Annotated in this window: 21 protein-coding genes; 11 read left to right on the forward strand and 10 right to left on the reverse strand. The window is 66.8% G+C overall.

The features are described 5' to 3' along the window. Positions 1–25 precede the first annotated feature (25 nt). Positions 26–370 (forward strand): hypothetical protein, encoded by a 345-nt coding sequence (locus ACAV_RS13550; protein ID WP_013595142.1) that lies wholly within the window; start codon positions 26–28, stop codon positions 368–370. Here the strand turns inward: ACAV_RS13550 and pgeF are convergent. Together pgeF and maiA are read right to left on the reverse strand one after the other, a co-directional pair. Then, positions 275–1,084: a peptidoglycan editing factor PgeF gene (gene pgeF / locus ACAV_RS13555; RefSeq protein WP_013595143.1), complete on the reverse strand. Its 810-nt coding sequence runs from the start codon at positions 1,082–1,084 to the stop codon at positions 275–277. The genes ACAV_RS13550 and pgeF overlap by 96 nt on opposite strands. Positions 1,085–1,088: 4 nt before the next feature. Beyond that, on the reverse strand, positions 1,089–1,757 hold the full coding sequence (gene maiA / locus ACAV_RS13560) for a maleylacetoacetate isomerase (protein WP_013595144.1): 669 nt from the start codon (positions 1,755–1,757) through the stop codon (positions 1,089–1,091). Positions 1,758–1,868: 111 nt separating this feature from the next. Here maiA and ACAV_RS13565 point away from each other — a divergent pair, with 111 nt between their 5' ends. The 3 genes from ACAV_RS13565 to ACAV_RS13575 are packed head-to-tail and all read left to right on the forward strand — an operon-like array spanning position 1,869 to position 4,481. Continuing rightward, complete coding sequence (locus tag ACAV_RS13565; RefSeq protein WP_013595145.1) at positions 1,869–2,564, forward strand: fumarylacetoacetate hydrolase family protein; 696 nt, start codon at positions 1,869–1,871, stop codon at positions 2,562–2,564. A gap of 2 nt (positions 2,565–2,566) precedes the next feature. After that, positions 2,567–3,115 carry an NUDIX hydrolase gene (locus ACAV_RS13570; RefSeq protein WP_013595146.1) on the forward strand — a complete coding sequence of 183 codons (549 nt, stop codon included), beginning with the start codon at positions 2,567–2,569 and terminating at the stop codon, positions 3,113–3,115. 37 nt (positions 3,116–3,152) lie between these two features. Then, a complete protein-coding gene (locus ACAV_RS13575; RefSeq protein WP_013595147.1) occupies positions 3,153–4,481 on the forward strand; it encodes a leucine-rich repeat-containing protein kinase family protein in 1,329 nt (442 codons plus the stop codon). A gap of 17 nt (positions 4,482–4,498) precedes the next feature. On the opposite strand, the gene ACAV_RS13580 is transcribed toward ACAV_RS13575, so the two are convergent. Beyond that, positions 4,499–5,137, reverse strand: coding sequence for an MSMEG_1061 family FMN-dependent PPOX-type flavoprotein (locus ACAV_RS13580; protein WP_013595148.1), 639 nt, complete (start codon positions 5,135–5,137; stop codon positions 4,499–4,501). A gap of 69 nt (positions 5,138–5,206) precedes the next feature. On the opposite strand from ACAV_RS13580, the gene ACAV_RS13585 reads away from it, so the two are divergent. Further along, entirely contained in the window at positions 5,207–6,016 is an 810-nt protein-coding gene (locus tag ACAV_RS13585; protein WP_013595149.1) for an AraC family transcriptional regulator, read from the forward strand. On the opposite strand, the gene ACAV_RS13590 is transcribed toward ACAV_RS13585, so the two are convergent. Then, complete coding sequence (locus ACAV_RS13590) at positions 6,009–6,791, reverse strand: transporter substrate-binding domain-containing protein (RefSeq protein WP_013595150.1); 783 nt, start codon at positions 6,789–6,791, stop codon at positions 6,009–6,011. The genes ACAV_RS13585 and ACAV_RS13590 overlap by 8 nt on opposite strands. A gap of 117 nt (positions 6,792–6,908) precedes the next feature. Further along, positions 6,909–9,494, reverse strand: coding sequence for a penicillin-binding protein 1A (locus ACAV_RS13595; RefSeq protein WP_041829216.1), 2,586 nt, complete (start codon positions 9,492–9,494; stop codon positions 6,909–6,911). A 317-nt stretch (positions 9,495–9,811) separates the two neighbouring features. On the opposite strand from ACAV_RS13595, the gene ACAV_RS13600 reads away from it, so the two are divergent. Further along, on the forward strand, positions 9,812–10,429 hold the full coding sequence (locus tag ACAV_RS13600) for a hypothetical protein (RefSeq protein WP_013595152.1): 618 nt from the start codon (positions 9,812–9,814) through the stop codon (positions 10,427–10,429). Positions 10,430–10,448: 19 nt separating this feature from the next. Here ACAV_RS13600 and ACAV_RS13605 read toward each other — a convergent pair whose 3' ends face one another. Next, complete coding sequence (locus ACAV_RS13605; RefSeq protein ID WP_013595153.1) at positions 10,449–11,381, reverse strand: class I SAM-dependent methyltransferase; 933 nt, start codon at positions 11,379–11,381, stop codon at positions 10,449–10,451. A 290-nt stretch (positions 11,382–11,671) separates the two neighbouring features. Here ACAV_RS13605 and ACAV_RS13610 point away from each other — a divergent pair, with 290 nt between their 5' ends. Together ACAV_RS13610 and ACAV_RS13615 are read left to right on the forward strand one after the other, a co-directional pair. Then, a complete protein-coding gene (locus ACAV_RS13610; protein WP_013595154.1) occupies positions 11,672–12,529 on the forward strand; it encodes a DUF2167 domain-containing protein in 858 nt (285 codons plus the stop codon). Positions 12,530–12,605: 76 nt separating this feature from the next. Beyond that, positions 12,606–13,382: a hypothetical protein gene (locus tag ACAV_RS13615; RefSeq protein ID WP_013595155.1), complete on the forward strand. Its 777-nt coding sequence runs from the start codon at positions 12,606–12,608 to the stop codon at positions 13,380–13,382. A 76-nt stretch (positions 13,383–13,458) separates the two neighbouring features. Here the strand turns inward: ACAV_RS13615 and ACAV_RS13620 are convergent, their stop codons facing one another. Continuing rightward, entirely contained in the window at positions 13,459–14,424 is a 966-nt protein-coding gene (locus ACAV_RS13620) for a tripartite tricarboxylate transporter substrate binding protein (protein WP_013595156.1), read from the reverse strand. 336 nt (positions 14,425–14,760) lie between these two features. On the opposite strand from ACAV_RS13620, the gene ACAV_RS24130 reads away from it, so the two are divergent. Next, positions 14,761–16,770 (forward strand): acyltransferase family protein, encoded by a 2,010-nt coding sequence (locus tag ACAV_RS24130; protein WP_013595157.1) that lies wholly within the window; start codon positions 14,761–14,763, stop codon positions 16,768–16,770. Between the two features lie 212 nt (positions 16,771–16,982). Here the strand turns inward: ACAV_RS24130 and lpdA are convergent, their stop codons facing one another. From lpdA to aceE, 3 genes are read right to left on the reverse strand one after another with little or no spacing between them, the layout of a single operon-like run. Further along, entirely contained in the window at positions 16,983–18,839 is a 1,857-nt protein-coding gene (gene lpdA, locus ACAV_RS13630; RefSeq protein ID WP_013595158.1) for a dihydrolipoyl dehydrogenase, read from the reverse strand. Between the two features lie 13 nt (positions 18,840–18,852). Beyond that, on the reverse strand, positions 18,853–20,550 hold the full coding sequence (gene aceF / locus ACAV_RS13635) for a dihydrolipoyllysine-residue acetyltransferase (protein ID WP_013595159.1): 1,698 nt from the start codon (positions 20,548–20,550) through the stop codon (positions 18,853–18,855). 20 nt (positions 20,551–20,570) lie between these two features. After that, positions 20,571–23,294: a pyruvate dehydrogenase (acetyl-transferring), homodimeric type gene (gene aceE / locus ACAV_RS13640; RefSeq protein ID WP_013595160.1), complete on the reverse strand. Its 2,724-nt coding sequence runs from the start codon at positions 23,292–23,294 to the stop codon at positions 20,571–20,573. Between the two features lie 165 nt (positions 23,295–23,459). Here aceE and ACAV_RS13645 point away from each other — a divergent pair, with 165 nt between their 5' ends. Further along, entirely contained in the window at positions 23,460–26,033 is a 2,574-nt protein-coding gene (locus ACAV_RS13645) for a PAS domain S-box protein (RefSeq protein WP_013595161.1), read from the forward strand. Then, a complete protein-coding gene (locus ACAV_RS13650; RefSeq protein WP_011795564.1) occupies positions 26,030–26,656 on the forward strand; it encodes a response regulator transcription factor in 627 nt (208 codons plus the stop codon). Before ACAV_RS13645 ends, ACAV_RS13650 begins: the two co-directional genes overlap by 4 nt. Positions 26,657–26,698 lie beyond the last annotated feature (42 nt).

Genomic DNA, 26,698 nt, shown 5'->3' on the forward strand with positions numbered 1-26,698 from the left:
GCTCAGTTTTCGGGAAGACGGCTCCATGTATCTGGTAATCATCGGCTGGTTGTACGTCACCGTGATGATGGCCGCCGCCGAGGCCGCCAGTCCGCAGGGCAGCCTGCTGGGCGCGGCGGTGACCTTCGTGCTCTACGGGCTGGTACCCATCTCGATCGTCGCCTACATCCTCGGCACACCGGCCCGCAAGCGCGCCCTGCGGCAGAGGGAGCAGCACGAGCGGGAAAGGGCCGCGCGCCCCGCGGGTCGGGAAGCACCTCCGGCGGACGCGGCCTCAGCCGCCACGCGGCCCGAGCCAGATGCAGGCGGCGAACCGCCCGCCGGTGCTGCCGAACCGCTGCATGGAGGCGCGGTGCGAAAAGAACCGTGAGGCCTGGCGCACGGTGCACCAGCCGTCCCCCCCGTCGTTGCCCCACACGCCCGCCACGCCCAGCGCGCCGAGCCGCCGCCGTGCCAGTCCGGGCAGGTCGGCCAGGTACTTGCTCCCGCCCTGCGGGGAAAAATGCGTGGTCGCCCCGGCATCCCGTGCGCAGAACGCTTCCCGGACCTCTTCGCCCACCTCGAAGGCGGACGGCCCGATGCACGGGCCCAGCCATGCCAGCACGCCGCCAACCGCATCCAGGTGCGCGAGCGCCTGTTCCAGCACGCCACCGGCCAGGCCGCGCCAGCCGGCATGCACCGCCGCCACGGCGGAACCCTTGCGGTCCGTCAGCAGCACGGGCAGGCAGTCCGCGACCATGATGGTGCAGGCCCGGCCCGGCAGGCGGGCGATGCAGGCGTCGGCCTCCGTGCCGTCCGGCACGCCGCGGTCCAGGTCCGCCACGGCCGTCCCGTGCACCTGCCGCAGGAAGGTGGGTGCCACCGCGGCCCCTCCCCCAAGGTCCGCCAGGCGGGCGCGCAGGTGCGCCCGGTTGGCCAGGACGGCATCCGGATCGTCGCCGACGTGGTCGCCCAGGTTCAACGCAGACCATGCGTCCCGACTCACGCCGCCCGGCCGTGCCGTGCACACCGCATGCACGTGGCCGGGCACGGGCCAGTCGGGCAGCAGCCAGCCGTCCGGCAGGCAATCAGCCGCGGGCGGCAAGGTGCTAGCTCCCGGCATCGGGGCAGGCGGAAGGATGGGCCGCCTGGAAAGCCGGCAGCGCGGATGCGGCCTCCCAGGCCGCCATGGTGCGCGGCAGCCCGGCCAGATCGACCTCGAAGCGCTGCGCATTGAAGATCTGCGGCACCAGGCAGCAGTCGGCGAGCGTCGGGACATCGCCCCAGCACAGCCGCGATGGCGGCAGGCCCGCCGCCTCGCGGGCGCGGGCCAGCAGGCCGAGCTGCCGCTCGAACGACTCCAGGCCGCCGCGCGCCCAGTGGCGGTACCAGGCGGTCTTCTCCGCGTCATCATGGCCCAGCGTCTGGGTGAGGTACTTGAGCACCCGCAGGTTGTTGACCGGGTGGATCTCGCAGGCCACCATCTGGGCCAGTGCCCGCACGTGGGCCCGGCCGAGCGCGTCGCCGGGCAGCAGCGGCGGCTGCGGATGCGTTTCGTCCAGGTATTCGATGATCGCCATCGACTGCACGAGCGTGCTCTCGTCACCCAGTTCCAGCGCCGGCACCAGCGCGTCCCCGACACGGTCCGCGTAGCCGGGTGCGCGGTGTTCCGCGCGCACGAGGTGCACCGGCACGTACTCGTAGGGCAGCCCCTTCAGCGCCAGGGCGATGCGCACCCGGTAGGACGCGGAAGAGCGGAAATAGTTGAACAGCTTCATGGTCCGCCAAGCATAACGTCCGTGCATGGCACACTCTGGCCGGGGCCTGCCGACGCCAGCACGGCGCGCACAGGCCATCGCCCCCCACCGAGACAAGGCCTGACATCCACCATGAACTACGTGATTCCTCCTGCGCCCATTCCCAGCGTGCCCGTGGCGGGCACCACTGACCGCTTTCCGGTGCACCGCATCTACTGCGTCGGCCGCAACTACGAGGAGCACGCCAAGGAAATGGGCTTCACCGGCCGGGAGCCGCCGTTCTTCTTCCTCAAGCCGGCGGACGCCATCGTCCCGGTGGCGGCGGGCGAGACGGGCCGCATGCCCTACCCCACGCTCACGGCCAACCTGCACCATGAGATCGAACTGGTGGTGGCCATCGGCCGGGGCGGACGCGACATCCGCGCGGCCGATGCCCTGCAGCACATCTTCGGCTATGCCGTCGGCCTCGACATGACCCGCCGGGACCTGCAGAACGACATGAAGAAGCAGGGACGCCCCTGGTGCATCGGCAAGGGTTTCGAGCACAGCGCGCCCATCGGTCCGATCACGCCGGCCGCGCAGGCGGGCGACGTGTCCAAGGCCCCCATCTGGCTGCAAGTGAACGGCGCCGACCGGCAGCGCAGCACGGTCGCGCAGCTGATCTGGAACATCGCCGAAACCATCGAGCACCTGTCCGCCGCCTGGGAACTGCAGCCCGGCGACCTCATCTTCACGGGCACGCCCGAGGGCGTGGGCGCGGTGGTGCGCGGCGACGTGCTGGAAGGCGGCGTGGACAGGCTGGGCACCCTGCGCGTGGAAATCGCCTGAACATGACCACCCGCAGGCCGATCAAGCACTGCCGTGAATGCGGGGTTGCCGTGGAGTACCGCGTGCCCGACGACGGCGACACCAAGCTGCGCGCCGTCTGCCCGGCTTGCCACACCATCCACTACGAAAATCCGCTCAACGTGGTCGGAACGGTGCCCGCGCTGGGAGACAAGGTGCTGCTGTGCAAGCGCAACATCGAGCCCCGCTGGGGCAAGTGGACCCTGCCGGCGGGTTTCATGGAGCTGAACGAGACCACCGCCGAGGGTGCGGCCCGCGAAACCGACGAGGAGGCCGGCGCGCAGATCACCATGGGACCGCTCTTTTCCGTGCTCAACGTGCCACGCGTGGGGCAGGTGCACCTGTTCTACCTCGCCCGCCTGGACAGCGACCAGTTCGCCCCCGGGTACGAGACCATCGAGGCCCGGCTCTTCGCGGAAGACGAGATCCCGTGGGACGAGATCGCTTTCCGCACGGTCAAGGTCACGCTCGAGAAATACTTCGCCGACCGCCGCTCCGGCGCTTTCGGCATGCACTGCGTCGATATCGATTGACTGACCCGGCGCCCTGCGGCCCGGCTTCCCGGACACCATGACCGATGACCTGCAGCGCCTGCGCGCTGGCGACCTCGCGGGTGCGCGCGTACTGCGCATCGCTGCCGGCCTGGAACACTTTCCGCGCGAGGTCTTCGACCTGGCCGATACGCTGGAGGTGCTGGATCTCTCGGGCAACCGCCTCTCGGCGCTGCCCGATGACCTGCATCGGCTGCACCGGCTGAAGGTGTTCTTCGCTTCGTCCAACCGGTTCACCGAACTGCCCGCCGCGCTGGGCGACTGCCCGCAGCTGGAGATGGTGGGCTTCAAGGCCAACCACATCGCCCACGTGCCGGCCCGGGCGCTGCCTGAACGGCTGCGCTGGCTGATCCTGACGGACAACGCCATCACGGAATTGCCCGGTGCCCTGGGAGAACGGCCCCGGCTGCAGAAGCTGATGCTGGCCGGCAACCTGCTGCGCACCCTGCCCGATACGCTCGGGCAATGCAGGTCACTGGAACTGCTGCGCATCGCCGCCAACCGCATTGAAACCCTGCCGGACTGGCTGGCCAGCCTGCCCCTGCTCGCCTGGCTGGCCATCGGTGGCAATGCGTTCAACGAAGCCGCCGAAGAACTCGCGCGCTGCAGCCAGGCCGCCGGACCTGTGGGCTGGAGCCGCCTTCAACTGGGCGAACTGCTGGGAGAAGGCGCGTCCGGCCGCATCATGGCGGGCAGGCTGGAGGGTGCCACCGGCATGCGGGAAGTGGCCGTCAAGCTGTTCAAGGGCGAGGTCACGAGCGATGGCTGGCCACTGACCGAGATGGCTGCCAGCCTGGCCGCCGGGGAGCATCCGCGGCTGATCCCGGTGCTGGGGAGGCTCGATGACCACCCGGACGGCGTACAGGGCCTGGTGATGGAACGCATCTCCGCGGACTACCGTACGCTGGCCGGTCCGCCCAGCTTCGAGAGCTGCACACGCGATGTCTATCCGCCCGGCCTGCGGCTGCCGGCCAGCGTGGCATTGCGCATCGCGGCGGATGTGGCCTCGGCGCTGGCACACCTGCATGGCCAGGGGCTGGTGCATGGCGACCTGTACGCGCACAACCTGCTGTGGCGCCCGGATGCCCCCGCCGGCCAGGCGACCTGCCTGCTGGGGGATTTCGGCGCTGCCGCTTTCGCACCGCCCGGAACCCTGGGCGACGCGCTGCGCCGCATGGATGTGCGCGCGTTCGGCGTGCTCCTGGCCGAACTGTGCACCCATGCCGATAATCCCCTGGCCGGAAGCGATGCCCCGGCCCTGGCCCGGGACTGCCTGCACGAGGAACCGGCCGCACGGCCCGATGCCGCGGCACTGGCTGCGCGCTGCGCACAGTGGGCGGCCGGCTGACCGGACGCCCCGGAAGATCAATACAGGTCGTGTCGCACGGCGTGCGCGTAATGTGCATCCGCATCCAGGGCCTGGGCCTCGCTCCATCCCAGCACCGCAGCCTTCATGCGACCGGGCGTGGGCAGCGACCGGCGGTCCAGGTGGGACTGCGGCGTCCACAACTGCGCGCGCTGGATGGCCTTCCCACAATGGAACAGCGTCTCGTCGATGGCCACGACAACCCCCAGCTTCGGGCGCTTGCCATGCTCCGCGAGCTTCGCCAGCAGGTCCGGCGCCAGCGACAGCTGCGCACGCCCGTTGATGCGCAGGAAGATATCCAGCCCCGGAAACAGGAACAGCATGGCCACGCGCGCATCGTCGCCCAGGTTGCGCAGCGAGGCGAGGCGGTTGTTGCCCGGCCAGTCGGCGAAGGCCACGGTGCGCTCATCCAGCGCCTGCACGAAGCCGGGCGGCCCTCCCCGCGGCGAGGCATCCAGCCCGCCTCCGCCCGCCGTTGCGAGACAGAAGAAGGTGGCGGCGCGCAGGTACTCGACATGGAAGGGCGTCAGCGCCGGCAGCACGCTGCGGGTGATGGTGTCGGAAGGAGGATTGTAGAGTGCGTCCAGATCGATGGCTGGAGCACCATCCGGTGCACGGGAGGCGGGTTGAGAAGTCATGTCTCCATGCTAGGGAACGCTTCGCCGGCCTGCTAAGCTCGCGGCGCCATTCGATAGCGCGCTCACGCCATGTCCGACACTGCCGCATGGATTGACCTGCATGACGACGACACCGGCCCGCTCGTGGTCGGCCGCGCCGGCACGCAGGTGAACCACGATACCGCCCCGCACAGCCACCGCCGCGGCCAGCTGATCGGCTGCAGGCGCGGCGTGCTGAGCGTCGGGGCCGACACCGGCCATTGGGTGATTCCGGCGCGGCATGCGATCTGGCTGCCCCCGGGCCGGCCGCATTCGTCGCGTATGCATGGCCCCTTCACCGGCTGGTCGCTGTACGTGGCGGGCCCCGCATGCCAGAGCCTGCCGGATTCCCCCTGCACCGTGGCCGTCAGCCCGCTGCTGTGGGAAGCCGCCCTGCGATGCGCCGAGCGCGCAAATGCCCTGCCCGATCCGGTGCAGGATCGGCTGGCAGGCGTCATCCTTGATGAACTGCGAAGCATGGTGCCCAGACCGCTCGGCCTGCCCATGCCGAGCGATGCACGCCTGCTGCGCATCGCGCGTGGACTGCTGGCAGACCCGGCCCGGCGCCAGAGCCTGCAGGCATGGGCCGGCTGGGCGGCACTGTCGCCCCGCACCCTCAGCAGGCGCTTCGTGGCCGAAACCAGCCTGAGCTTCACGGCCTGGACCCAGCGTGTGCGGCTGCTGCGATCGCTCGAGTGGCTGGCAGACGGCCAGTCCGTGACGCAGGTGGCGCTGGACCTGGGCTACGACAGCGTGAGCGCCTTCATCGCCCTCTTCAAGCGCGAACTGGGCCGCACGCCGGCAGCCTATTTCGGAAGGCAGGCCCCGGCCGACAGGCGCATGCCGTCGAAGCTCACTTGAGCCACTTGTCGGCTGCCTGCTTCAGCTGGCCGCGGGCATCCATCAGGCCCCAGACGAACTCCATCACGCGCGAATAGTCCGCATCGTCCTTGGGCAGCATGAAACCCAGCGTGTTCTGCGGCGTGAGCGGCGCGGCGACGAAAGCCGCATACAGGCGCGGATCGGCCTTGGCGTAGTACAGGGCCTCGTATGTCTCGGTGATCATCACGTCGCCCTTGCCCTCGGCGATGAGCGCGGGGATCTCGGCATTCTTGTCGTGCGTGCTGACTTCTGCCGCCTTCAGGCTCTCCAGCACGAAGGCTTCATTGGTGCCGCCCGGGTTCTTGATGACGCGCACGCCCGGCCGGTTGAGATCGGCCAGGGTCCGGAACCTGTCCTTGTCGGCGGCACGCACCAGCGCCACCTTGCCGAACGGCGCGTAGCCCGGCAGCATTTCGATCTGGCGGATGCGCGTGACATTGCGCGTGATGCCGCCCACGGCCACGTCGAACCTGTCGGCCTGGATGTCCTTCATCAGGTTGGGCCAGGTGGTGGAGACGTATTCGATCTTCACGCCCAGCTCCTTCGCCATGGCCTCGACCACGTCGATGTCGTGGCCCGCATAGCCGCCATCGGCCTTGATCGCGAAGGGCCGGTAGTCGCCGGGCGTGCCGACGCGCAGCACCTTGCTGTCCATGATGCGGTCGAGCCGGGGACCGGCATGGGCGGCCTGCAGGAAGCCGGCGGCCGCCAGGGCAGCGGTGGCAATGAGGGTGGCGACGGACGTGCGCTGCATGCAAGGGCCTCAGGGTGGGTGCGTTGGAGGAAAGGGCAACGCCAGCATACCGCGACACACACGCAGTCACCGGGCAGGAGGCGTCCTCCGCCGGCACCGATCCGCCCTGCGGAACCCTCAGGGGCGCGATTCGACGAAGAACGGTTGCTGCGCTCCCCCCGGAACGACCGTGCCGCGCTGGACGGGAGCCACCTCGACGCTGGACGCAGCACCGGCTCCACCGGCTCCACCGGCTCCACCGGCTCCACCGGCACCATTCGGAACATTTGGATTATTCGGACTGTTCGAGCCACCCGCACCACCGGACGGCCCGGGCACGCCCCCGGGCGCAGTGCCCGGTACCGTGGACCCGGGCGGGTCGGTGGTCACGGGCGGCAGCGCTCCGTTGCCGCCCGGGTTGGCCGAGGGCGGCGCAGAGCCCCCGTTTTCCGCGGGCAGGTCCACCTCTGCCGGGGGAACATACGGCACGCTGGGCGTAGCATCCTGCAGCGGCGTCAATGGCGCCTCGGTGATCTCGGGCCGCGTATCCGCGGGTGCGCTGGCCGGTGCACTGGAAGGCGGCGCAGGCGCCCTCGCCGGCGGCTCCGTGCCCGGTCCACCCGCCTGCGCATCGGTGCGCCGCCCGAACAGGTCATAGACGGAAAGTGCCCACTGCCGCACGCCGTCCACCGCCTGGCCGACCCAGGTGCTTTCCTCCTGGTCGATGAATTTCTCTCCGGGGTCGATCACGCGCGAGCGCAGGGCCTGCTGGAAGACGTCGCCGACCATCGGCAGCGCGCTGTGCGCGCCCTGCCCCCAGTAGTCGCTGCGCAACGTCACGCGCCCGTCGTTGAAGCCGGCCCAGGCGCCCGCCACCAGTTGCGGATGCATGAGCAGGAACCATCCGTCCGCGGCGTCCTGCGTCGTGCCGGTCTTGCCCGCAACGTCCGCGGTGATGCCGTAGCGCGACCGGATGGCGGCGCCCGTGCCCTTGTCCACCACGGCGCGCAACGCATTGCGCAGCATCTGCGCGGGCCCCAGCCCCAGCACGCGCTCCGGGGCGGCCGGGCTGAAGTCTTCCAGCACCTTGCCGTTCTTGTCCTCGATGCGCGTGATGACCGTGGGTGCGATGTAGCGGCCCGCTTCGGCGATGGTTCCGTACGCCGCCACCATTTCCTTGAGCGTGACAGGGCTTGTGCCCAGCGCCAGGGACGGCACGGCATCCAGCGGGGATTCCCGCACCCCCATGGCGCGCGCCAGGTCGACCACGCGTTCCGGTCCGACCTGCTGCATCAGCTGCGCCGTGATCGTGTTCTTGGAATAGGCCAGCCCGTCGCTCAGCGTCATCGGCTCGCCGCTCGGCGCGGCGCCTTCGTCCGTGGGGCGCCATACACGGCCGCCACCCAGCGGAATCTCCACGGCCTGGTCGATCAGCATATCGGTAGGCAGCGCTCCCTTGGCGAAGGCAGCTCCATAGACGAAGGGCTTGAAGGTCGAGCCCGGCTGCCGCCGCGCCGCCTGCACGTGGTCGAACGGATCCTGCGCGAAATCACGGCTGCCCACCCACGCGCGGATCTGGCCGGAGCGGGGATCCATTGCCAGGAAGCCCGCCTGCACGCGGGTCTTTTCCTGGCGCAGCTTGCGCATGAAGTCCGTATCCGCCAGCAGGGACTTGAGGGCGTCGTCCTCGGACGCGCCCTTCGCCACGGCAGCGGCATACTGGGGCGACTCCCGCACGAACGCCTGCACCAGGGGACTCCTGGCATTCCAGACCCGCGGCCCCCACGCCCCGTCGGCAACGGATTGCAGCTGGCGGCCCTGCCGGGCCACCGCCTGGTTGGCCAGGGTCTGCAACCGGAAATCGATGGTCGTGCGGATCACCAGGCCGTCAGCGTACAGGCTGTATCCATTGCGGTCGGCCCAGTCGATGAGCTGCTTGCGCAGTTGCTGGGCCAGGTGGGGTGCCGGGCCCGCGGCCTCCAGCTGGCGCTCGAACCGGATGCGCAGGGGCCGCTTCGACAGGGTCTCGAAATCCCTGGACGACAGCTTGCCGCGCTTTTCCATCTGCGCCAGCACCACGTTGCGCCGCGCCTGGGCCCGCTCCGGATTCAGTACCGGGTTGTAGTAGCTCGTGCCCTTCAGCATGCCGATGAGCGTCGCGCTCTCCAGCACCGTGAGCTTGTCGGCCGACTTGTCGAAATAGGTACGCGCCGCCATCTCGATGCCATAGGCGTTGTAGAGGAAAGGCACCGTGTTGAGATAGGTTTCCAGGATTTCGTCCTTGGAATACAGCGCCTCGATCTTCAATGCCGTGATCGCTTCCTTGAGCTTGCGCGTCAGCGTGGGGGCGCGGCCCACGTCCTCGGGGTAGAGATTGCGTGCAAGCTGCTGCGTGATCGTCGATCCGCCCTGCTTGTCGCCCCCCAGGGTGCGGATCAGGGCCGAACCGGTGCGCCGCCAGTCCAGCCCGAAGTGGTCGTAGAAGCGGTGGTCTTCGGTAGCGATCAGCGCATCCACCACCGACGGTGCGATGTCTTCCAGCGCCACCCATTCCCGGTTCACCCAGCGGTACTCGGCCAGCAGGCGGCCGTCGGCCGACACGAGCTGGGCCGGCTGTTCGGTCTTGGCTTTGCGGATGTCGCTGATCGCGGGCGTGAAGGGCCAGAGCAGCAGCGTATAGACCACCAGCGCCGCCGGCACGGCGGCCAGCGCCCACAGCAGCATCCGGGCCGGCCGCCGGGCGAGGAACCAGCGCAGCGCGGCGCCGGCACGGCGGGCCAGCGAGGAAAACGGCCCGCTGGACAACCAGGAGCGCAGGGAAGCGAGCAGGGAAGCAATCACACGGTCAGGAGGTAAAAACCCATTGGCGCAGCGGGCGGGCGTTGGGCCGGCCTGGCGCGGCATCGCGGCAGACGGGCCCGGCGGAAGGGACATGCACGGCAACGCTGCCGATGCACATTCCGCGAGCGCGATGGTACCGGGTCCGCGAAAGCGGCCCCACCATCCTGCGGATGGGAGTCGTTCCTGCTAGGCTGGTTCCCATGAAGCCGACCCGACACCCCGCGCGCCGGGCACTGCGCGGCATGCTGGCCAGCCTTCCTCTGGCCGCCCTTCCCGCATGCGATGCCCCGCCGGCCCCCAGCCGCTTCTCGATCCATCTGTGCGGAGTCCCTCAACGCTGGGAGGACACCGACACCCGATGGGACACGCTCTACGCAGCCCAGCTCGACGGAGACGACGAACTGGTCATCGCATTGCGCATTCCCGCCGGACATCAGGCCGTGCCGGCAGCCACGGGCGTGCAATTCCATCTCACGGCTTCGCCCGGCCAGCTGCGTCCGGGCCAGATCGCATCACTGGCAGGCACTTTCCGGCTGGCCGCCGAATCCGGTGCCGACCGCACACAACGACAGCCCGGCACCGGATCGGCGGTCGTCTTCCGCGAGCCCGCCCCGCCGTGGGCCGTCCGGACGGGCGAACTGCGCATCTCCGAGGTCCGCACGATTCCGAAGGATGGGCAGGTGAGCGCCCGTGCCGTGGCAACCGGCAGCTACCGGCTGGACATGGCCCCCGATGGCGCCGGTGCCGGCGTCCCGTCCTGCACGGTGCGCGGCACCTTCGAAGGCGCCATCTTCCGCCTGAAAGCCGGCACGGACTGACGGTCCCGCCGATGGCGGATCAATCCAGCGCGAACACCATCACCTTGAGCGACCGCTCGGCATCCACGTCCGCGAACACCGCCGGATTCGCGACCCGCTCCACCCAGCGCAGTTCCGGCGCCTGCTCGCGCATCTGGCCCAGCAGGAAATCAGTGCCCAGTTCGGGCGCGTTCAGGCACAACAGCGCATGCCCTCCGGGTGCGAGCAGGCCGGGCAGGCGCCGCATGAGCCGCGCGTAGTCCTTCGTCGCGACGAAGCTGCCCTTCTGGTAGCTCGGCGGATCGGTGATGACCAGGTCATAGGGCCCGCCGCGGCCGATCTTGCCCCAGCTGGTGAACACGTCGTGCGCCAGGAAACTCGCGCCCTGCTCCAGCCCGTTGAGCCGGTGGTTCTGCTGGCCGATGGAGATCGCGCCCTGCCCCATGTCCACGTTGACCACCTGCACCGCCCCGCCCTGCAAAGCCGCGACGGAGAAAGCGCAGGTGTAGGCAAAAAGATTCAGCACCCGCGGCCCGAGCCCATCGGCGGCCCGGCGCGCCGCCACGTATTCGCGCACCCAGCGCCGGCCCTCGGCCATGTCGAGGAACAGGCCATGGTTCTGGCCCCGCAGCACATGCACGCGATAGCGCGCGCCCTGCTCCGTGACCACATGCGGCTCCGACACCTCGCCAGCCATCAGGCGCGTTTCGGTCTTTCCCGGAGACCTGCACTGGAACACCCAGCACAACGGTTCCCCGGGAGCGATCTGCGCCCAGCGGGCCTGCAGCGCCGCACCGATGGCGGCCAGGGCGTCCTCTTCCATCGGCAGGAAGCTGGTGAGCACGAAGGCGGGTGGATATGCATCCAGCGACCAGTGCTCGCAACCCGGGTACAGGCCGCCCCGGCCGTGGAAGATGCGCCGGGCGTCCGGGCCCGGAGCCATGTGGGCGATGGCATGCAGCAGGGGTTCCATCAAGGAGGGGGCGGTCGCTCGCCGCGCGCTGAAAGCGCAGTGCGTTCCGGTGCAAAAGTGGCTGGGGCATCGATTTTGCCTTGATGGACCGCTAGCATTTTCATATCGCTGCAGCGCGGCATCCGGCAGGCGCTACCGCGGCCATGGCGGACGGGCGCGATACACAACGCTGCAGTCGGCCATGCCATACCGGATACAGTGCTGGCGGCGCGGGCCGACACGGCCTGTTCCACGGAGCGGCTCCGAAGAGCCGCCCTCATCCAAAACCAATCCATAACAGGGGAAGAGCAATGAAAAAAACGTTGGCCGCGGCCATCATGGGTATTGGCCTGTCCATCGGTGCCTGGGCGCAAGGCACGGAATCGGACCGGCAGGCGCAGATCGAGGCAAAAGTGAAAGCGCTGCACTGGATCGACCAGGGGCAAGGCGAGATCGGCAGCCAGGCTACGATCCGGATTCCAGGCGGCTACCGCTTCCTGGGCGAACAGGACACGGCCAAGCTGCTGGAACTCTACGGAAACCCGCCGTCACCCGACCACTACCTGATCGCGCCCGGCACGCTGAAATGGTTCGCCGTGTTCTCCTTCGACGATACCGGCTACGTCAAGGACGACGAGAAGATCAATGCCGCGGAACTGCTGTCCTCCATGAAGGCATCGGATGTGCAGAGCAACAAGCAACGCAAGAAGCTGGGAATGGAGGCCCTCTACACGGAAGGCTGGCAGGTCGAGCCGCATTACGACACGCAGAGCAAGCGGCTGGAATGGGGCCTGCGCCTGCGCGACGAAAGCGGCCACAAAGCCATCAACTACACCTCGCGCATTCTCGGGCGCACTGGGGTGATGAGCGCCGTCCTCGTTTCCGATCCCGATGCCCTCGCCCAGGACACCGAGGAATTCAAGCAGGTGCTCACCGGCTTCAAGTACAACAGCGGCCAGTCCTATGCCGAATTCAGGAACGGCGACAAGATCGCCCAGATCGGGCTGGGCGCTCTCGTACTGGGGGGCGCTGCCGCAGTCGCCACGAAAAAGGGTCTGTGGGCCGTGATCGGCGGCTTCATCGCCGGGTTCTGGAAGCTGCTGCTGGCCGGGGCGGCCGGCCTGCTGGCGGGCATCGGCAAGCTCTTCGGCCGCAAGAAAGACGCCTGAAGCGGCAAGGGGCGGGCCCTGCGTCCCGTTCCCGCTTATTCCCGCTTATTGCAGCACCGATGTCTGAAAAACTGCCGTGTTCCCGCTGATCAGTCCCGAGGCGCAGGTCATGCTGGCCATCTGCGCGTTCTATGCGTATGACGCCTGCGTGCCCCTGGCCGAAGGCGCCGGACTGGTACGCCGTCCCCGCCGCACGTGCTGGCGCGGCATGCTGGCCACCCAGGGCTTCGAAGTCCGCTGGGCCTATCTGGCCTGGCCTGCGCTGTTGTCTCCGCACCAGCCCGTGTACCAGCTGCGCTGGCAACCGGACCAGGTCCGGCTGCCGGGCGACGCCGCTGCGGTTCGGCGCCTCCAGGCCCATGCCGACAGCTTCCGCCATTTCGTGCTGCCGCTCTACGGGCTGGGCGCGTCGCTGTTCCTGCTGCTGCCATCAGCGCTTTTCGTGTGGCCTGGCGAGGCCGTGCAACTGGCTGCCGCAGGGATGATCTACTTCTTTGCGGCATGGACTGCCGTGTGGACATGGCGGCATGGCGACAAGGGACACTCACCACGCCCAGTGGCCCGATCGGTGGCCATCCAGGCCCTCGCATGCCCCCCTTTCGCGCTGAACTCCGTACGCAAGCTCGCGGCCGCCTACGCTCCCGGCATGGATCTGCTGCAGGCTGCGCACCGGTTGCTGGACCCGCCCGCGTGGCATGCACTTGCGCAGCGTGCGCAGGCGGCCATCGAGGCCGACATCGAAACAGCACAGGCGGAAAGTCCGGCAGCCACGGCACGGTCGCAGCGGCTCTCCAGTGCACTGCGCCAACTGCAAGCGCACATGCCGGAGGCACCCGGCAAGGAAACTCCCTGAGAAGGTCCGCCAGGCGGCGTTCCCCGTGCCGGGCAGGTGCCGAGGCACCGCCCGGCACTTGCCCGATCAGCCACCGTCAATCGACCGAGGCCCCGGACTGCTTCACCGCCTTGCCCCACTCCACGATCTCGCTGGCGACGAACTGGTCCATCGCCTCGGGCGTGGTCGGCGCGGGCTCGGAGCCGCGGTCACGGATGAATTTCTGCATGTCCGGACTGTTCAGGATGTCGACCACCTCGCGGTTCAGTCGGTCCACGACGGGCCGGGGCGTGCCCTTGGGCGCCATCAGCCCGAGCCAGCCCACGGCCTCGAAGCCCTTGAACTCCGGCAGGCCGCTCTCGGCGATCGTGGGCACCTGGGGCAGCTGGCTGGAGCGCGTGGCGGAGGTCACACCCAGCGGCACGGCCTTGCCCGCCTGGATGTTGGCCAGACCCGCCGTGACCGAATCCACCATCAGAGGTACCTGTCCACCCAGGAAGTCGGACTGCGCGGGACCGCTGCCCTTGTACGGGATGTGTTCGATCTCGATGCGGGCACGCGCCTTCACCATCTCCGCGCTCAGGTGCTGCGTGCCGCCGATGCCCGCGCTCGCATAGCTCAGCTTGCCGGGCTCCGCGCGCGCGCGGGCCACCAGGTCCTGCATGCTGCGGATGCCGGACGCCGGGTTGGCCAGGAACACCAGCGGCACCTTGGCCACCAGGCTGATGCCCTGCAGGTCCTTGCGCGGGTCGAAATTCACCTTGCGGTAGAGCGTCTGGTTCACCGCCATGGCGCTGCCCGCCATCACCAGCGTGTAGCCATCGGGCCTGGAACGCACCACCTGCTCGGTACCGATGTTGCTGCCGGCGCCCGCCTTGTTGTCCACCACCAGCGGCTGCCCCAGGCGGGTGCCCAGCTTTTCCGCGAGGGCACGCGCGAAGATGTCCGTGGCCTGGCCCGGGGGGAAGGGAACGACCAGGGTGATGGGCCGCTCGGGCCAGGCGGCCGAGGCGGCACCGCAAAGGGCCAGAAGCAAGGCGGGAAGGCAGTGGCGAGTGCGCATGGGTGGTTGTCTCCGGGGAAGCGATATGCGCAAGCATCATAGGCGGCGCCTGCGGCGGGTCCGGAGGCGTGAAGCGCCCGTTCCGCACCGGGGGATGGCTACCGCGTGCGGGCCCGGCCGGCTCGAAGCCCTTGCCGCGCAAGAGAAGCGCATACATGCACGGCGTCGCTGCTTTCCTTTTCTGAAAATCCGTCCCTCATTTCTACGGACTTTCCCGGCGGCATCCGTCTTCGCGGATATCCGCACCAATCCTCACCGCTCGTTTGCCATAATACGCGCGTGATTGCCCGCCATGCTGCTTTGAAAGCTTCCAGGCCTTAACAGGATTGCCGCCAGATGGAATACAGGAAGGAAATAGATGGATTAAGGGCATTGGCCGTTCTGCCTGTCATCCTCTTCCATGCAGGATTTACCGCATTCAGTGGCGGATTTGTAGGCGTAGATATCTTCTTCGTCATCAGCGGCTACCTGATCACCACCATCATCGTCGAAGAGATGGACAAGGGTACGTTCTCCTTGTCTAGTTTTTACGAACGCAGGATCCGAAGAATACTTCCTGCCCTCTTCTTCATGATGCTGTGCACGCTTCCATTCGCGTGGTTTTGGATGCTGCCACGCGAATTGAAAATCTTCTCGGAAAGCCTGGTGGCTGTCCCTCTTTTTGTCTCCAATATTCTTTTCTACCCGACAAGCGGTTACTTTGGCGCAGCATCCAAGCTCAATCCTTTATTGCATACGTGGAGCCTGGCCGTTGAAGAACAGTTCTACATCCTTTTCCCCGCCTTCCTGATGCTGACATGGAAACTGGGCAAAAAATGGATTATATCCCTCCTTCTCCTGGCCGTCGTCGCCAGCACGCTCCTCGCCCAATGGGGAGCGGTAACACATCCGTCTTTCACATTCTACCTGCTCCCGACACGTGGGTTTGAAATACTTATTGGCGCATTGATATCATTGCATGCAAAACACAAAAATGCTTCCGCTCCAGCCGGCCATGCGATGAGTGAATGTGCCAGCCTGAGCGGGCTGGCACTGGTGCTTTATTCAATATTCTCATCCCACGAAAACACTCCATCTCCCAGCCTGTACTCGCTCTTGCCCACAACAGGGGCTGCCCTCATCCTGGCTTTCTCGAGCCAGCGAAACCTTGTCGGAAGACTGCTGGGAGGCAGGTTTTTCGTTGGTATCGGCTTGGTCAGCTACAGTGCATACTTGTGGCATCAGCCATTGTTTGCCTTTGCGAGATTGAGGAGCATGAGCGAGCCAGGCATTTATACGCTTGGAATGCTGACCCTCCTGTCCATCCTGCTTGGGTTTATCAGCTGGAAATACATCGAGACGCCATTCAGAGCCCAGCGCCCCGGAAGCCGCAGGAAAACATTCATTCATGCTGCCATCGGAAGCTCATTCTTCATCATTATGGGGGTTTGCGGATATATCGCAGATGGATTCCCACAGAGATTGCCTGCCAGCTCATCTCCATTCCTTTCTGCCATCAACGACAGGAATCCCAGACAATCCGAATGCCACTTCGGAGCGGCAACATTTCCCCGACCTCAGGATTCGTGCATACTGGGAGACGCCAGAAATCTGCAAGGCGCACTGCTTGGAGACTCGCATGCTGACGCCATTTCTTTTGAGTTGGAGAAAGAACTGAAGTTGAAGAATATCGGATTCCTCAGTCTTACCTACAGTGGATGCCCACCGATACGAGGCATCTACAGAGCAGACACCTCTTTGGCGAACAGGTGCTTTGAATACAATCAGCAGACGTATAAATTTCTTCTAGAGAACAAGAACATCCATTACGTCATACTATCAGCCAGATGGACCCAATACCTAGAAAGAAAAAAATACGACAATGGCGAAGGTGGCATCGAAGATGGAGAGCATGGTTTCGTCGATGTCGTCGTCAATGGCAAAAAGAAATCCAGCGACGAGCCGGAAAGAAAATCATTAATAAAACAGCATTACCGCGCATCCATTGAAGAACTCTTGCAATCCGGAAAAAAAGTAATCATCATCTACCCGATCCCGGAAGTCGGGTGGGATGTGCCAGTCACCCAGCTCAAGAAATCATTATTCAATGGCAGGGAAGCCGCCCCCCTCACCACCTCCCATGCCTCCTTCGCAGCCAGGAATGAATCGGCCATAGCGACACTTGACTCCATACCCGACAGGAAAAACCTCATCCGCGTCAGGCCGGACAAGATATTCTGCGACACCCTCATTCCAGGCAGATGCGTCACGCAAATCGGAAACGAGGTGCTTTATTACGACGACGATCACCTGTCCAACAAAGGCGCGCAGTTGGTGATCGATGAGGCCATGAAATTCATCAAGTGAATGCGTATTTCCAGCTCCCGATGGCCTGCCCGTGCGACGGTCTTGACGAGAAGGCAATGCGCGCAGCCTTCAGCCCATCGATCTCCTGCGACAGACAAGTTCGCCCGAGGCCCGAGCAGGTTCGGCCACAGGGCGGCTCCCAATGAAAAAGGCGGCCGGAGCCGCCCTGCTTTCCGGAACGCGCCACGGTATCTGCCGCGACGCTCCAGGCTTCACTTCTTCTGCGGCGGCACATCCGTGCAGGAGCCGTGCGCGATCTCCGCCGCCATGCCGATGCTCTCGCCCAGCGTCGGGTGTGGGTGGATGGTCTTGCCGATGTCCACGGCGTCCGCACCCATCTCGATCGCCAGGGCGATCTCGCCGATCATGTCACCCGCATGGGTGCCCACGATGCCGCCGCCCAGGATCCTGCCGTGGCCATGGGCCTCGGGCGAATCGTCGAACAGCAGCTTGGTGTAGCCCTCGTCACGGCCATTGGCGATGGCACGGCCGGAAGCCGTCCAGGGGAACAGGCCCTTCTTCACCTTGATGCCTTGGGCCTTGGCCTGGTCCTCGGTCAGGCCCACCCAGGCGACTTCGGGGTCGGTGTAGGCCACGCTCGGGATCACGCGGGCGTTGAACGCTGCCGAGGCCAGCGCCTTGTCGCCCGTGAGTTCGCCGGCAATCACTTCGGCCGCCACATGCGCCTCGTGCACCGCCTTGTGCGCCAGCATGGGCTGGCCCACGATGTCGCCGATGGCGAAGATGTGCGGCACGTTGGTGCGCATCTGCACGTCCACGTCGATGAAGCCGCGGTCGGTCACGGCCACGCCGGCATTGTCGGCGCCGATCTTCCTGCCGTTGGGCGTGCGGCCCACGGCCTGCAGCACCAGGTCATAGACCTGCGGCTCGGGCGCCTTGCCGCCCTCTTCCGCGGCGGCGAAAGTGACCTTGATGCCTTCGGGCGTGGCCTCGGCCCCTACCGTCTTGGTCTTGAGCATGATGTTGTCGAAGCGGTGGGCATTCATCTTCTGCCACACCTTGACCAGGTCGCGGTCCGCGCCCTGCATCAGGCCATCCATCATCTCGACCACGTCCAGGCGTGCACCCAGGGTGGAATAGACGGTGCCCATTTCCAGGCCGATGATGCCGCCACCCAGGATCAGCATGCGCTTCGGCACTTCCTTGAGTTCCAGCGCGCCGGTGGAATCCACCACGCGCGGGTCCCGGGGCATGAACGGCAGGTGCACGGCCTGCGAGCCGGCGGCGATGATCGCGCGCTTGAAGGCCACGACCTTCTTGCTGCCCGTCTTCTCCTGGCCCTTGGCGCCCGTGGTTTCCTCCACTTCGAGGTGGTTGGCGCCCACGAACTGACCCACGCCGCGCACGGTGGTCACCTTGCGCATCTTGGCCATGGCGGCCAGGCCGCCGGTCAGCTTGCCGATGACCTTTTCCTTGTGCCCGCGCAGGGTGTCCACGTTGACCTGGGGCGTACCGAAATCGATGCCGGCCGCCTTCAGGTGGCTGGCCTCGTCGATGACGGCTGCCACGTGCAGCAGCGCCTTGGACGGGATGCAGCCCACGTTCAGGCAGACGCCGCCCAGGGTGGCATAGCGCTCCACGATGACGACCTTCAGGCCCAGGTCGGCAGCCCGGAAGGCCGCGCTGTAGCCGCCAGGGCCACCACCCAGCACGAGCACGTCGCACTCGAGGTCGGCATTGCCACCGAAGCTCGCCGCGACCGGAGCCGGGGCAGCTGCCGCCTTGGGGGCCGGCGCGGCAGCCTGGGCGGGCGCCGCGGGTGCGGGTGCGGATGCGGGCCCCGGGGACGGTGCCGGAGCGGCAGCCGCATCGGCGGCTTCCAGCGTCAGCACCACCGAACCTTCGGCGACCTTGTCGCCGACCTTCACCTTCACCTCCTTGACGACGCCGGCATGGCTCGACGGGATTTCCATCGATGCCTTGTCGGATTCGACGGTGATGAGGCTCTGTTCCACCTTGATGGTGTCGCCGGCTTTCACCAGCACTTCGATCACGCCCACTTCGGAAAAATCACCGATGTCGGGCACCTTGATGTCGATCACTGCCATGTCGGGTTTCCTTTCACAGCAGGATGCGGCGGTAGTCCGCCAACACCTGGCCCAGGTAGGCGTTGAAGCGCGCGGCAGATGCGCCATCGATCACGCGGTGGTCGTAGGAGAGCGACAGCGGCAGCACCAGGCGCGGCACGAACTGCTTGCCATCCCACACCGGCTTCATCTGGCCCTTCGAGAGGCCCAGGATGGCCACTTCGGGTGCGTTGATGATGGGCGTGAAGTGCGTGCCACCGATGCCCCCGAGCGACGAGATCGAGAAGCAACCGCCCTGCATGTCGGCCGCGCCGAGCTTGCCGTCGCGGGCCTTCTTGGCGAGCTCACCCATTTCCTGGCTGATCTGCAGGATGCCCTTCTTGTCGGCATCCTTGAGCACGGGCACCACCAGGCCGTTGGGCGTGTCCGCCGCGAAGCCGATGTGGAAGTACTGCTTGTAGACGAGCGTGTCGCCGTCCAGGCTGGTGTTGAACTCGGGGAACTTCTTGAGCGCGGCCACCACGGCCTTGATCACGAAGGCGAGCATCGTCACCTTCACGCCGGACTTCTCGTTCTCCTTGTTGGTGGAGACGCGGAAGGCTTCCAGCTCGGTGATGTCGGCCTCGTCGTTGTTGGTGACGTGGGGGATCATCACCCAGTTGCGGTGCAGGTTGGCGCCGCTGATCTTCTTGATGCGCGAGAGGTCCTTGCGCTCCACGCCGCCGAACTTGGAGAAGTCCACCTTCGGCCAGGGCAGCAGGTCCATGCCAACGCCGGAGCCGCCGCCGGCAGGCGCCTTGGCCGCCTGGGCCTTGGTCTGCACGCCGCCCGCCATCACCTGCCTGGTGAAGGCCTGGACGTCCTCCTGCGTGATGCGGCCCTTGGGGCCGGAACCCTTGATCTCTTCCAGCGGCACGCCCAGTTCGCGGGCGAACTTGCGCACCGAGGGAGATGCATGCGGCAGGCCGATGGGCGCGGCGCCCGGGGCATGCGGAGCAGGCGCCGGAGCAGAGGCAGCCGTGGCGCCGGCCTGCGGAGCGGCCTCCTCGGCCGGCAGTTGGCGGGGAGCGCGCGCGTCGGGTTCGGACTGGGGTGCCGGACGATCCACCGGTGCTGCGGCGGGTGCAGCCGACGGGGCTCCGACGGCGCCTTCCAGCACGGCCACGAGGTCACCCACGTTCACCTTGTCGCCGATCTTGATCTTCAGTTCCTTCACCACGCCGGCGGCGGGCGACGGGATCTCCATCGAAGCCTTGTCGGATTCCACGGTGAAAAGCGACTGCTCTTCCTTGACCGTATCGCCGGGCTTCACCAGCAGTTCGATCACCGCCACGTCCTTGAAGTCGCCGATGTCCGGCACCTTCACATCGATCGGACCCGCAGCCGCCGGGGCGGGTGCGGGCGCAGCCGGTGCCGGAGCGGATGCAGTGGCCGGGGCGGGAGCAGGTGCGTCCGCTTTCGCAGCGGGTGCGGCGGCGGGCTGCGCGCCCTCGCCTTCGGCCTCGACCACCACGATCACGGAGCCTTCGCTCACCTGGTCGCCGACCTTGACCTTGACCTCCTTCACCACGCCGGCGTGGCTGGAAGGGATCTCCATGGAAGCCTTGTCGGACTCCACGGTGATGAGCGACTGCTCGGCCTTCACCGTGTCGCCGGGCTTCACCAGCAGTTCGATCACGCCGACGGCGTCGAAATCCCCGATATCCGGGACCTTGATGTCAATCAGTGCCATTTGTGTTGTCTCCGGTGGGGTCAGGCGTGGAGCGGGTTCACCTTGTCGGCCTGGATGCCGTACTTCTGGATGGCCTCGGCCACCTTGGCGGCGGGCAGCTTGCCGTCCTCGGCCAGGGCCTTGAGCGCGGCCACGACGATGTAGTGGCGGTCCACCTCGAAGTGCTCGCGCAGCTTGCGGCGGAAGTCGCTGCGGCCGAAGCCGTCGGTGCCCAGCACCTTGTACGTACGGCCCTTGGGCACGAACGGACGGATCTGCTCGGCATACGCCTTCATGTAGTCGGTGGAAGCGATCACCGGGCCTTCGGTCTTGCCGAGCTGCTCCTCCACGAACGACGTGCGCGGGGTTTCCGTGGGATGCAGCAGGTTCCAGCGCTCCGCCTCCTGGCCGTCGCGCGTCAGCTCGTTGAAGCTCGGGCAGCTCCACACGGATGCGGCCACGCCCCAGTCCTTCTCCAGCAGTTCCTGGGCGACGAACGATTCGCGCAGGATCGTGCCGCTGCCCAGCAGCTGCACGGCGGGCGCGCCCTTCTTGAGGGCCGGCGCCTGTTTGCAGAGGTACATGCCCTTGATGATCTGCTCTTCCGTGCCAGGCTGCAGGCCGGGCATGGCGTAGTTCTCGTTGAGCAGCGTCAGGTAGTAGAAGACGTTTTCCTGGCGCTCGACCATGCGCTTCAGGCCGTCGTGCATGATGACGGCGACCTCGTGCGCGAAGGTCGGGTCGTAGCTGATGCAGTTCGGAATCGTGTTGGCCAGGATGTGGCTGTGGCCGTCCTCGTGCTGCAGGCCTTCGCCGTTCAGCGTGGTGCGGCCCGACGTGCCACCCAGCAGGAAGCCCCGCGCCTGCATGTCGCCGGCCGCCCAGGCCAGGTCGCCGATGCGCTGGAAGCCGAACATCGAGTAATACACGTAGAACGGGATCATGATCCGGTTGTTCGTGCTGTATGACGTGGCCGCGGCGATCCAGCTGGACATGCCGCCGGCCTCGTTGATGCCTTCCTGCAGGATCTGGCCGGCCTTGTCCTCGCGGTAGTACATCACCTGGTCCTTGTCCACTGGGGTGTACTGCTGGCCGTGCGGGTTGTAGATGCCGATCTGGCGGAACAGGCCTTCCATGCCGAAGGTGCGGGCTTCGTCCACCAGGATGGGCACCACGCGCGGGCCGATGGCCTGGTCGCGCAGCAACTGGGTGAGGAAGCGCACGTAGGCCTGCGTGGTCGAGATCTCGCGGCCTTCGGGCGTGGGATCGAGCACGGCCTTGAAGGTCTCCAGCGACGGCACGGTGAAGCTCTCGTCGGCCTTCGTGCGGCGGTGCGGAAGGTAGCCGCCAAGGGCCTTGCGGCGCTCGTGCAGGTACTTCATTTCCGGGGTGTCGTCGGCCGGCTTGTAGAACGGCAGGTCGGCGATCTGGCTGTCGGGAATCGGGATGTTGAAGCGGTCGCGGAAGGCCTTGATGTCCTCGTCGCCGAGCTTCTTGGTCTGGTGGACGGTGTTCTTGCCCTCGCCGATCTTGCCCATGCCGAAGCCCTTGACGGTCTTCACCAGCAGCACCGTGGGCTGGCCCTTGTGCTCGTTGGCGGCCTTGAAGGCCGCATAGACCTTCTGCGCATCGTGGCCGCCACGGCGCAGGTTCCAGATCTCGTCGTCGCTCATGTGCTCGACCATCTTCAGCGTGCGGGGATCGCGGCCGAAGAAGTTCTTGCGCACGTAGGCGCCGTCATTGGCCTTGAACGACTGGTAGTCCCCGTCGTTGCACTCCATCATGATCTTGCGCAGCGCGCCGTCCTTGTCGCGGGCGAGCAGGTCGTCCCAGCCCTTGCCCCACAGAAGTTTGACGACGTTCCAGCCGGAGCCGCGGAATTCGCCCTCCAGCTCCTGGATGATCTTGCCGTTGCCGCGCACCGGGCCGTCCAGGCGCTGCAGGTTGCAATTGATGACGAAGATCAGGTTGTCGAGGTTCTCGCGCGCGGCCAGGCCGATGGCGCCCAGGGATTCCACCTCGTCCATCTCGCCGTCGCCGCAGAACACCCAGACCTTGCGGTTCTCGGTGTTGGCGATGCCACGGGCCTGCAGGTACTTCAGGAAACGGGCCTGGTAGATGGCCATCAGCGGGCCCAGGCCCATCGAGACCGTGGGGAACTGCCAGAACTCGGGCATCAGCTTGGGGTGCGGGTAGCTGGACAGGCCCTTGCCGTCCACTTCCTGGCGGAAGTTCAGCAGCTGTTCCTCGGTCAGGCGGCCTTCCAGGTAGGCGCGTGCGTAGATGCCGGGCGACACGTGGCCCTGGATGTACAGCAGGTCGCCGCCGTGGTTCTCGCTCTCGGCGTGCCAGAAATGGTTGAAGCCCGCGCCGAACATGTTGGCCAGCGAGGCGAAGGAACCGATGTGGCCGCCCAGGTCACCGCCTTCGGGTGGGTGGTGGCGGTTGGCCTTGACCACCATCGCCATGGCGTTCCAGCGCATGTAGGCGCGCAGGCGGGCTTCGATCTCGAGGTTGCCGGGGCAGCGCGCCTCCTGGCTGGGCTCGATCGTGTTCACGTAGCCGGTGTTGGCGGAGAACGGCATGTCAATGCTGCTCTGGCGCGCATGTTCGAGCAATTGCTCGAGCAGGAAGTGGGCCCGCTCAGCACCTTCGCGGTCGATCACGGCAGACAGTGCGTCCATCCACTCGCGGGTTTCCTGTTGGTCGGTGTCGGGGGTGGACGTCGCGGTTTTTCCGGCCTGAGGGTCGGTCTGAGCAGTCATGCCTGTCTCCTTTATGAGTCGCTGGCGTTGGGGGTAAATCCACGGAAGTTTCGCACACTTTTCCTGAATTTCGAATGGCGCCGCATCAAACCATAATATGAAAAATTGCTGCGACCGCACATCTGCCCGGACGGGGAGCCGGGCCACTCACCTACACTCGCGGGCATGGACCGCCCTTCCCCCGCGCCCCCCGCTCCGGCAGAGCCTTTCGTGGTCACCGCGCCGGCACGCTGGTGGCGCACCTGGTGGCGCAGCCTCTCTCCCACGCGCCAGGACCGCCTGGCAGCCCTGGCGCCGCTGGCCGCCGTGCTCATGTTCCTCGCCGCGATCGTTGCGGCTTTCTGGTACCTGCGCGCCGAAGAAGGCGAGCGCGAGCAGGAAGCCCTGCGCCGCGACGTCGAATACGCGCAGCAGCGCGTGCGCCTGCGCCTGCTGGAGCGCCAGGAACAGATCATGCGCATCGCGCGCGACCTCTCCAACCAGGACCTGGAGCGCGCGGATTTCGTCGCCCGCGCGGAAGGCCTGATCAGCCAGTACCCCGAACTGCAGGCCATCACCTGGATCGACGACCGCCGCCGCATCCGCGCCAGCCATGCGGCGCCCACGCTGCCCAGCAGCCAGCTGCGCGTGGCAGGCGAGGTGCTGCGCAATGGCGACACCGCCGACACCTTCGGCATCGCACGCGACCTGCAGCAGCCCGTGTACGTGCAGCCGCTGGCCGACCCGGGACGGGGCGAGGCCGCTCCCCTGCTGCAGTTGCAGGTGCCCCTGGTGGCGCAGGGCAAGTTCACCGGCGTGGTCCTGGCCGAATACTCCGTGGACAGCCTGCTGCGCTACGGCACGCCCACCGAAGTGCTCGCGCGCTACGCGGTCACCATGCTCGACGGCCGCGACCAGCTGCTGGCCGGCACGCCGCTGCCGCCACGCGGGCGCGCATCGCCCTGGCAGCCCTGGGCCACCCGCGCCAACCAATACGAGGTGTTCGTGTCCCCCGTGGGCAATGGCCTCGTGCTGCGCGCCCAGGCCTACCGCACCTCCCTGGGGGTGGTGGGCAGCGGGCTCTTCTGGCTCGTGGGCACGCTGAGCGCCATGACGGCCTGGATGCTGATCGCCAACTGGCGCCACACCCGCCGCCGCCTGCGCACGCAGGAGGCGCTCGTGGCCGAAACCAACTTCCGCCGCGCCATGGAAAACTCCATGGTCACGGGCATGCGCGCGCTCGACATGAATGGCCGCATGACCTACGTGAACGCCGCCTTCTGCCAGATGACCGGCTGGAACGCGGAGGAACTGATCGGCCAGTCCCCGCCCTACACCTACTGGCCGGAAGCCGATCACGAAGTGCTGCATTCGAAGCTGCGCGACGAACTCAGCGGCAAGCAGACGGTCGGCGGCTTCCAGGTCCGGGTGAAGCGCAAGAACGGCACGCTGTTCGACGCGCGGCTTTACGTGTCCCCGCTCATCGACGCGCACGGCCAGCAGACCGGCTGGATGACCTCGATGACCGACATCACCGAGCCCAACCGCGTGCGCGAACAGCTGACGGCATCCCATGAGCGATTCACCATCGTGCTGGAATCGCTGGACGCCTCCGTCTCCGTCGCGCCCCTGGGCAGCGAGGAACTGCTCTTCGCGAACAAGCTGTACCGCCAGTGGTTCGGCTCGCAGACCGGCGGGCACCTGCAGCTCGTGGCGCAGGCGGGCGTGCTGCCGGCCGGCAGCTCCAGCGCGGGCAGCATGGACGACGAGGATGCCCTCATGGGCCTGCCCACCGACACGCTCACAGACGCGCGCTCGGAGAACGCCGAGATCTACCTGCCCGACCTCGGCAAATGGCTGGAAGTGCGCTCCCGCTACCTGAACTGGGTGGACGGCCGCCTGGCCCAGATGGTGATCGCCACCGACATCACCCCGCGCCGCCAGGCCGAGGAACAGGCCGCGCGCCAGGCCGAACGCGCGCAGTCCGTGAGCCGCCTGATCACCATGGGCGAGATGGCCTCCAGCGTGGCGCACGAACTGAACCAGCCGCTCACGGCCATCAGCAACTATTGCAGCGGCATGGTCTCGCGCATCAAGAGCCAGCAGATCACGGAAGACGCCCTGCTCTCCGCACTGGAGAAGACCGCGCACCAGGCGCAGCGCGCGGGCCAGATCATCCAGCGCATCCGCGCGTTCGTGAAGAAAAGCGAGCCCAACCGCACCCTCGCCGACGTGCAGCACATGGTCAGCGAGGCGGTCGAGCTCGCGGACATGGAACTGCGCCGGCACAACGTGCGGCTGACCCATTACGTGGCCGCGCGCCTGCCGCCCGTGATGGCCGACACCATCCTGATCGAGCAGGTGCTCATCAACCTCATGAAGAACGGCGCGGAATCCATCCAGCAGGCCGGGCGCCCACCCGCCCGCCGCAGCGTGGAACTACGCGTGGTGCCACGCCCGCTGGACAGCCAGGACGGCATCGAATTCGCGGTGCAGGACACCGGCAAGGGCCTGGCCCCGGAAGTGCTGGAACACCTCTTCGAGGCCTTCTTCTCCACCAAGCAGGAAGGCATGGGCATCGGCCTGAACCTGTGCCGCAGCATCGTGGAATCGCACCAGGGCCGGATGCAGGCGGAGAACATCTACAATGGCCCGGAGGTCACCGGCTGCCGATTCTCCTTCTGGCTTCCGCTCGCCCAGCCTGCGGATGACACTATGAATTCTGTAGCAAAAGCATCTACCCCAAGGACTCCCGCATGAGTTTGACTCCCAAAAAAGGTACTGTCTACGTCGTGGATGACGACGAGGCCGTACGCGACTCGCTGCAATGGCTGCTGGAGGGCAAGGACTACCGCGTCCGCTGCTTCGACTCCGCCGAATCCTTCCTCTCGCGCTACGATCCGCGCGAAGTCGCCTGCCTGATCGTCGATATCCGCATGGGTGGCATGACCGGTCTCGAACTGCAGGACCGCCTGCTCGAACGCAAGTCCCCCCTGCCCATCGTCTTCATCACCGGCCACGGCGACGTGCCCATGGCCGTCAACACCATGAAGAAGGGCGCGCTGGACTTCATCCAGAAGCCCTTCAACGAAGACGAACTCGTCAGCCTCGTGGACCGCATGCTCGACCGGGCCCGCGAGTCCTTCGCCGGCCACCAGCAGGCCGCCAGCCGCGATGCCCTGCTCTCCAAGCTCACCGGGCGCGAGGCGCAGGTGCTCGAGCGCATCGTCGCCGGCCGCCTGAACAAGCAGATCGCCGACGACCTGGGCATCAGCATCAAGACCGTGGAGGCGCACCGCGCCAACATCATGGAAAAGCTGAACGCCAACACCGTGGCCGACCTGCTCAAGATCGCCCTGGGCCAGAACGCGCCCAAGTCCTGACCGCCTCCGCAACGGCCGCCCAGCCCACCGGCGCCCTGCCGG

The sequence above is a fragment of the Paracidovorax avenae ATCC 19860 genome, from assembly GCF_000176855.2.
Lineage (GTDB): Bacteria > Pseudomonadota > Gammaproteobacteria > Burkholderiales > Burkholderiaceae_C > Paracidovorax > Paracidovorax avenae.

What these genes read in the sequence shown, in the direction of transcription:
- ACAV_RS13550 (WP_013595142.1), top strand. Translation starts at nt 26, where the DNA reads ATGTATCTGGTAATCATCGGCTGGTTGTACGTCACCGTGATGATGGCC.
- maiA (WP_013595144.1), bottom strand. Translation starts at nt 1,757, where the DNA reads ATGAAGCTGTTCAACTATTTCCGCTCTTCCGCGTCCTACCGGGTGCGC.
- ACAV_RS13565 (WP_013595145.1), top strand. Translation starts at nt 1,869, where the DNA reads ATGAACTACGTGATTCCTCCTGCGCCCATTCCCAGCGTGCCCGTGGCG.
- ACAV_RS13570 (WP_013595146.1), top strand. Translation starts at nt 2,567, where the DNA reads ATGACCACCCGCAGGCCGATCAAGCACTGCCGTGAATGCGGGGTTGCC.
- ACAV_RS13575 (WP_013595147.1), top strand. Translation starts at nt 3,153, where the DNA reads ATGACCGATGACCTGCAGCGCCTGCGCGCTGGCGACCTCGCGGGTGCG.
- ACAV_RS13580 (WP_013595148.1), bottom strand. Translation starts at nt 5,137, where the DNA reads ATGACTTCTCAACCCGCCTCCCGTGCACCGGATGGTGCTCCAGCCATC.
- ACAV_RS13585 (WP_013595149.1), top strand. Translation starts at nt 5,207, where the DNA reads ATGTCCGACACTGCCGCATGGATTGACCTGCATGACGACGACACCGGC.
- ACAV_RS13590 (WP_013595150.1), bottom strand. Translation starts at nt 6,791, where the DNA reads ATGCAGCGCACGTCCGTCGCCACCCTCATTGCCACCGCTGCCCTGGCG.
- ACAV_RS13595 (WP_041829216.1), bottom strand. Translation starts at nt 9,494, where the DNA reads ATGCTGCTGTGGGCGCTGGCCGCCGTGCCGGCGGCGCTGGTGGTCTAT.
- ACAV_RS13600 (WP_013595152.1), top strand. Translation starts at nt 9,812, where the DNA reads ATGAAGCCGACCCGACACCCCGCGCGCCGGGCACTGCGCGGCATGCTG.
- ACAV_RS13605 (WP_013595153.1), bottom strand. Translation starts at nt 11,381, where the DNA reads ATGGAACCCCTGCTGCATGCCATCGCCCACATGGCTCCGGGCCCGGAC.
- ACAV_RS13610 (WP_013595154.1), top strand. Translation starts at nt 11,672, where the DNA reads ATGAAAAAAACGTTGGCCGCGGCCATCATGGGTATTGGCCTGTCCATC.
- ACAV_RS13620 (WP_013595156.1), bottom strand. Translation starts at nt 14,424, where the DNA reads ATGCGCACTCGCCACTGCCTTCCCGCCTTGCTTCTGGCCCTTTGCGGT.
- ACAV_RS24130 (WP_013595157.1), top strand. Translation starts at nt 14,761, where the DNA reads ATGGAATACAGGAAGGAAATAGATGGATTAAGGGCATTGGCCGTTCTG.
- lpdA (WP_013595158.1), bottom strand. Translation starts at nt 18,839, where the DNA reads ATGGCAGTGATCGACATCAAGGTGCCCGACATCGGTGATTTTTCCGAA.
- aceF (WP_013595159.1), bottom strand. Translation starts at nt 20,550, where the DNA reads ATGGCACTGATTGACATCAAGGTCCCGGATATCGGGGATTTCGACGCC.
- aceE (WP_013595160.1), bottom strand. Translation starts at nt 23,294, where the DNA reads ATGACTGCTCAGACCGACCCTCAGGCCGGAAAAACCGCGACGTCCACC.
- ACAV_RS13645 (WP_013595161.1), top strand. Translation starts at nt 23,460, where the DNA reads ATGGACCGCCCTTCCCCCGCGCCCCCCGCTCCGGCAGAGCCTTTCGTG.
- ACAV_RS13650 (WP_011795564.1), top strand. Translation starts at nt 26,030, where the DNA reads ATGAGTTTGACTCCCAAAAAAGGTACTGTCTACGTCGTGGATGACGAC.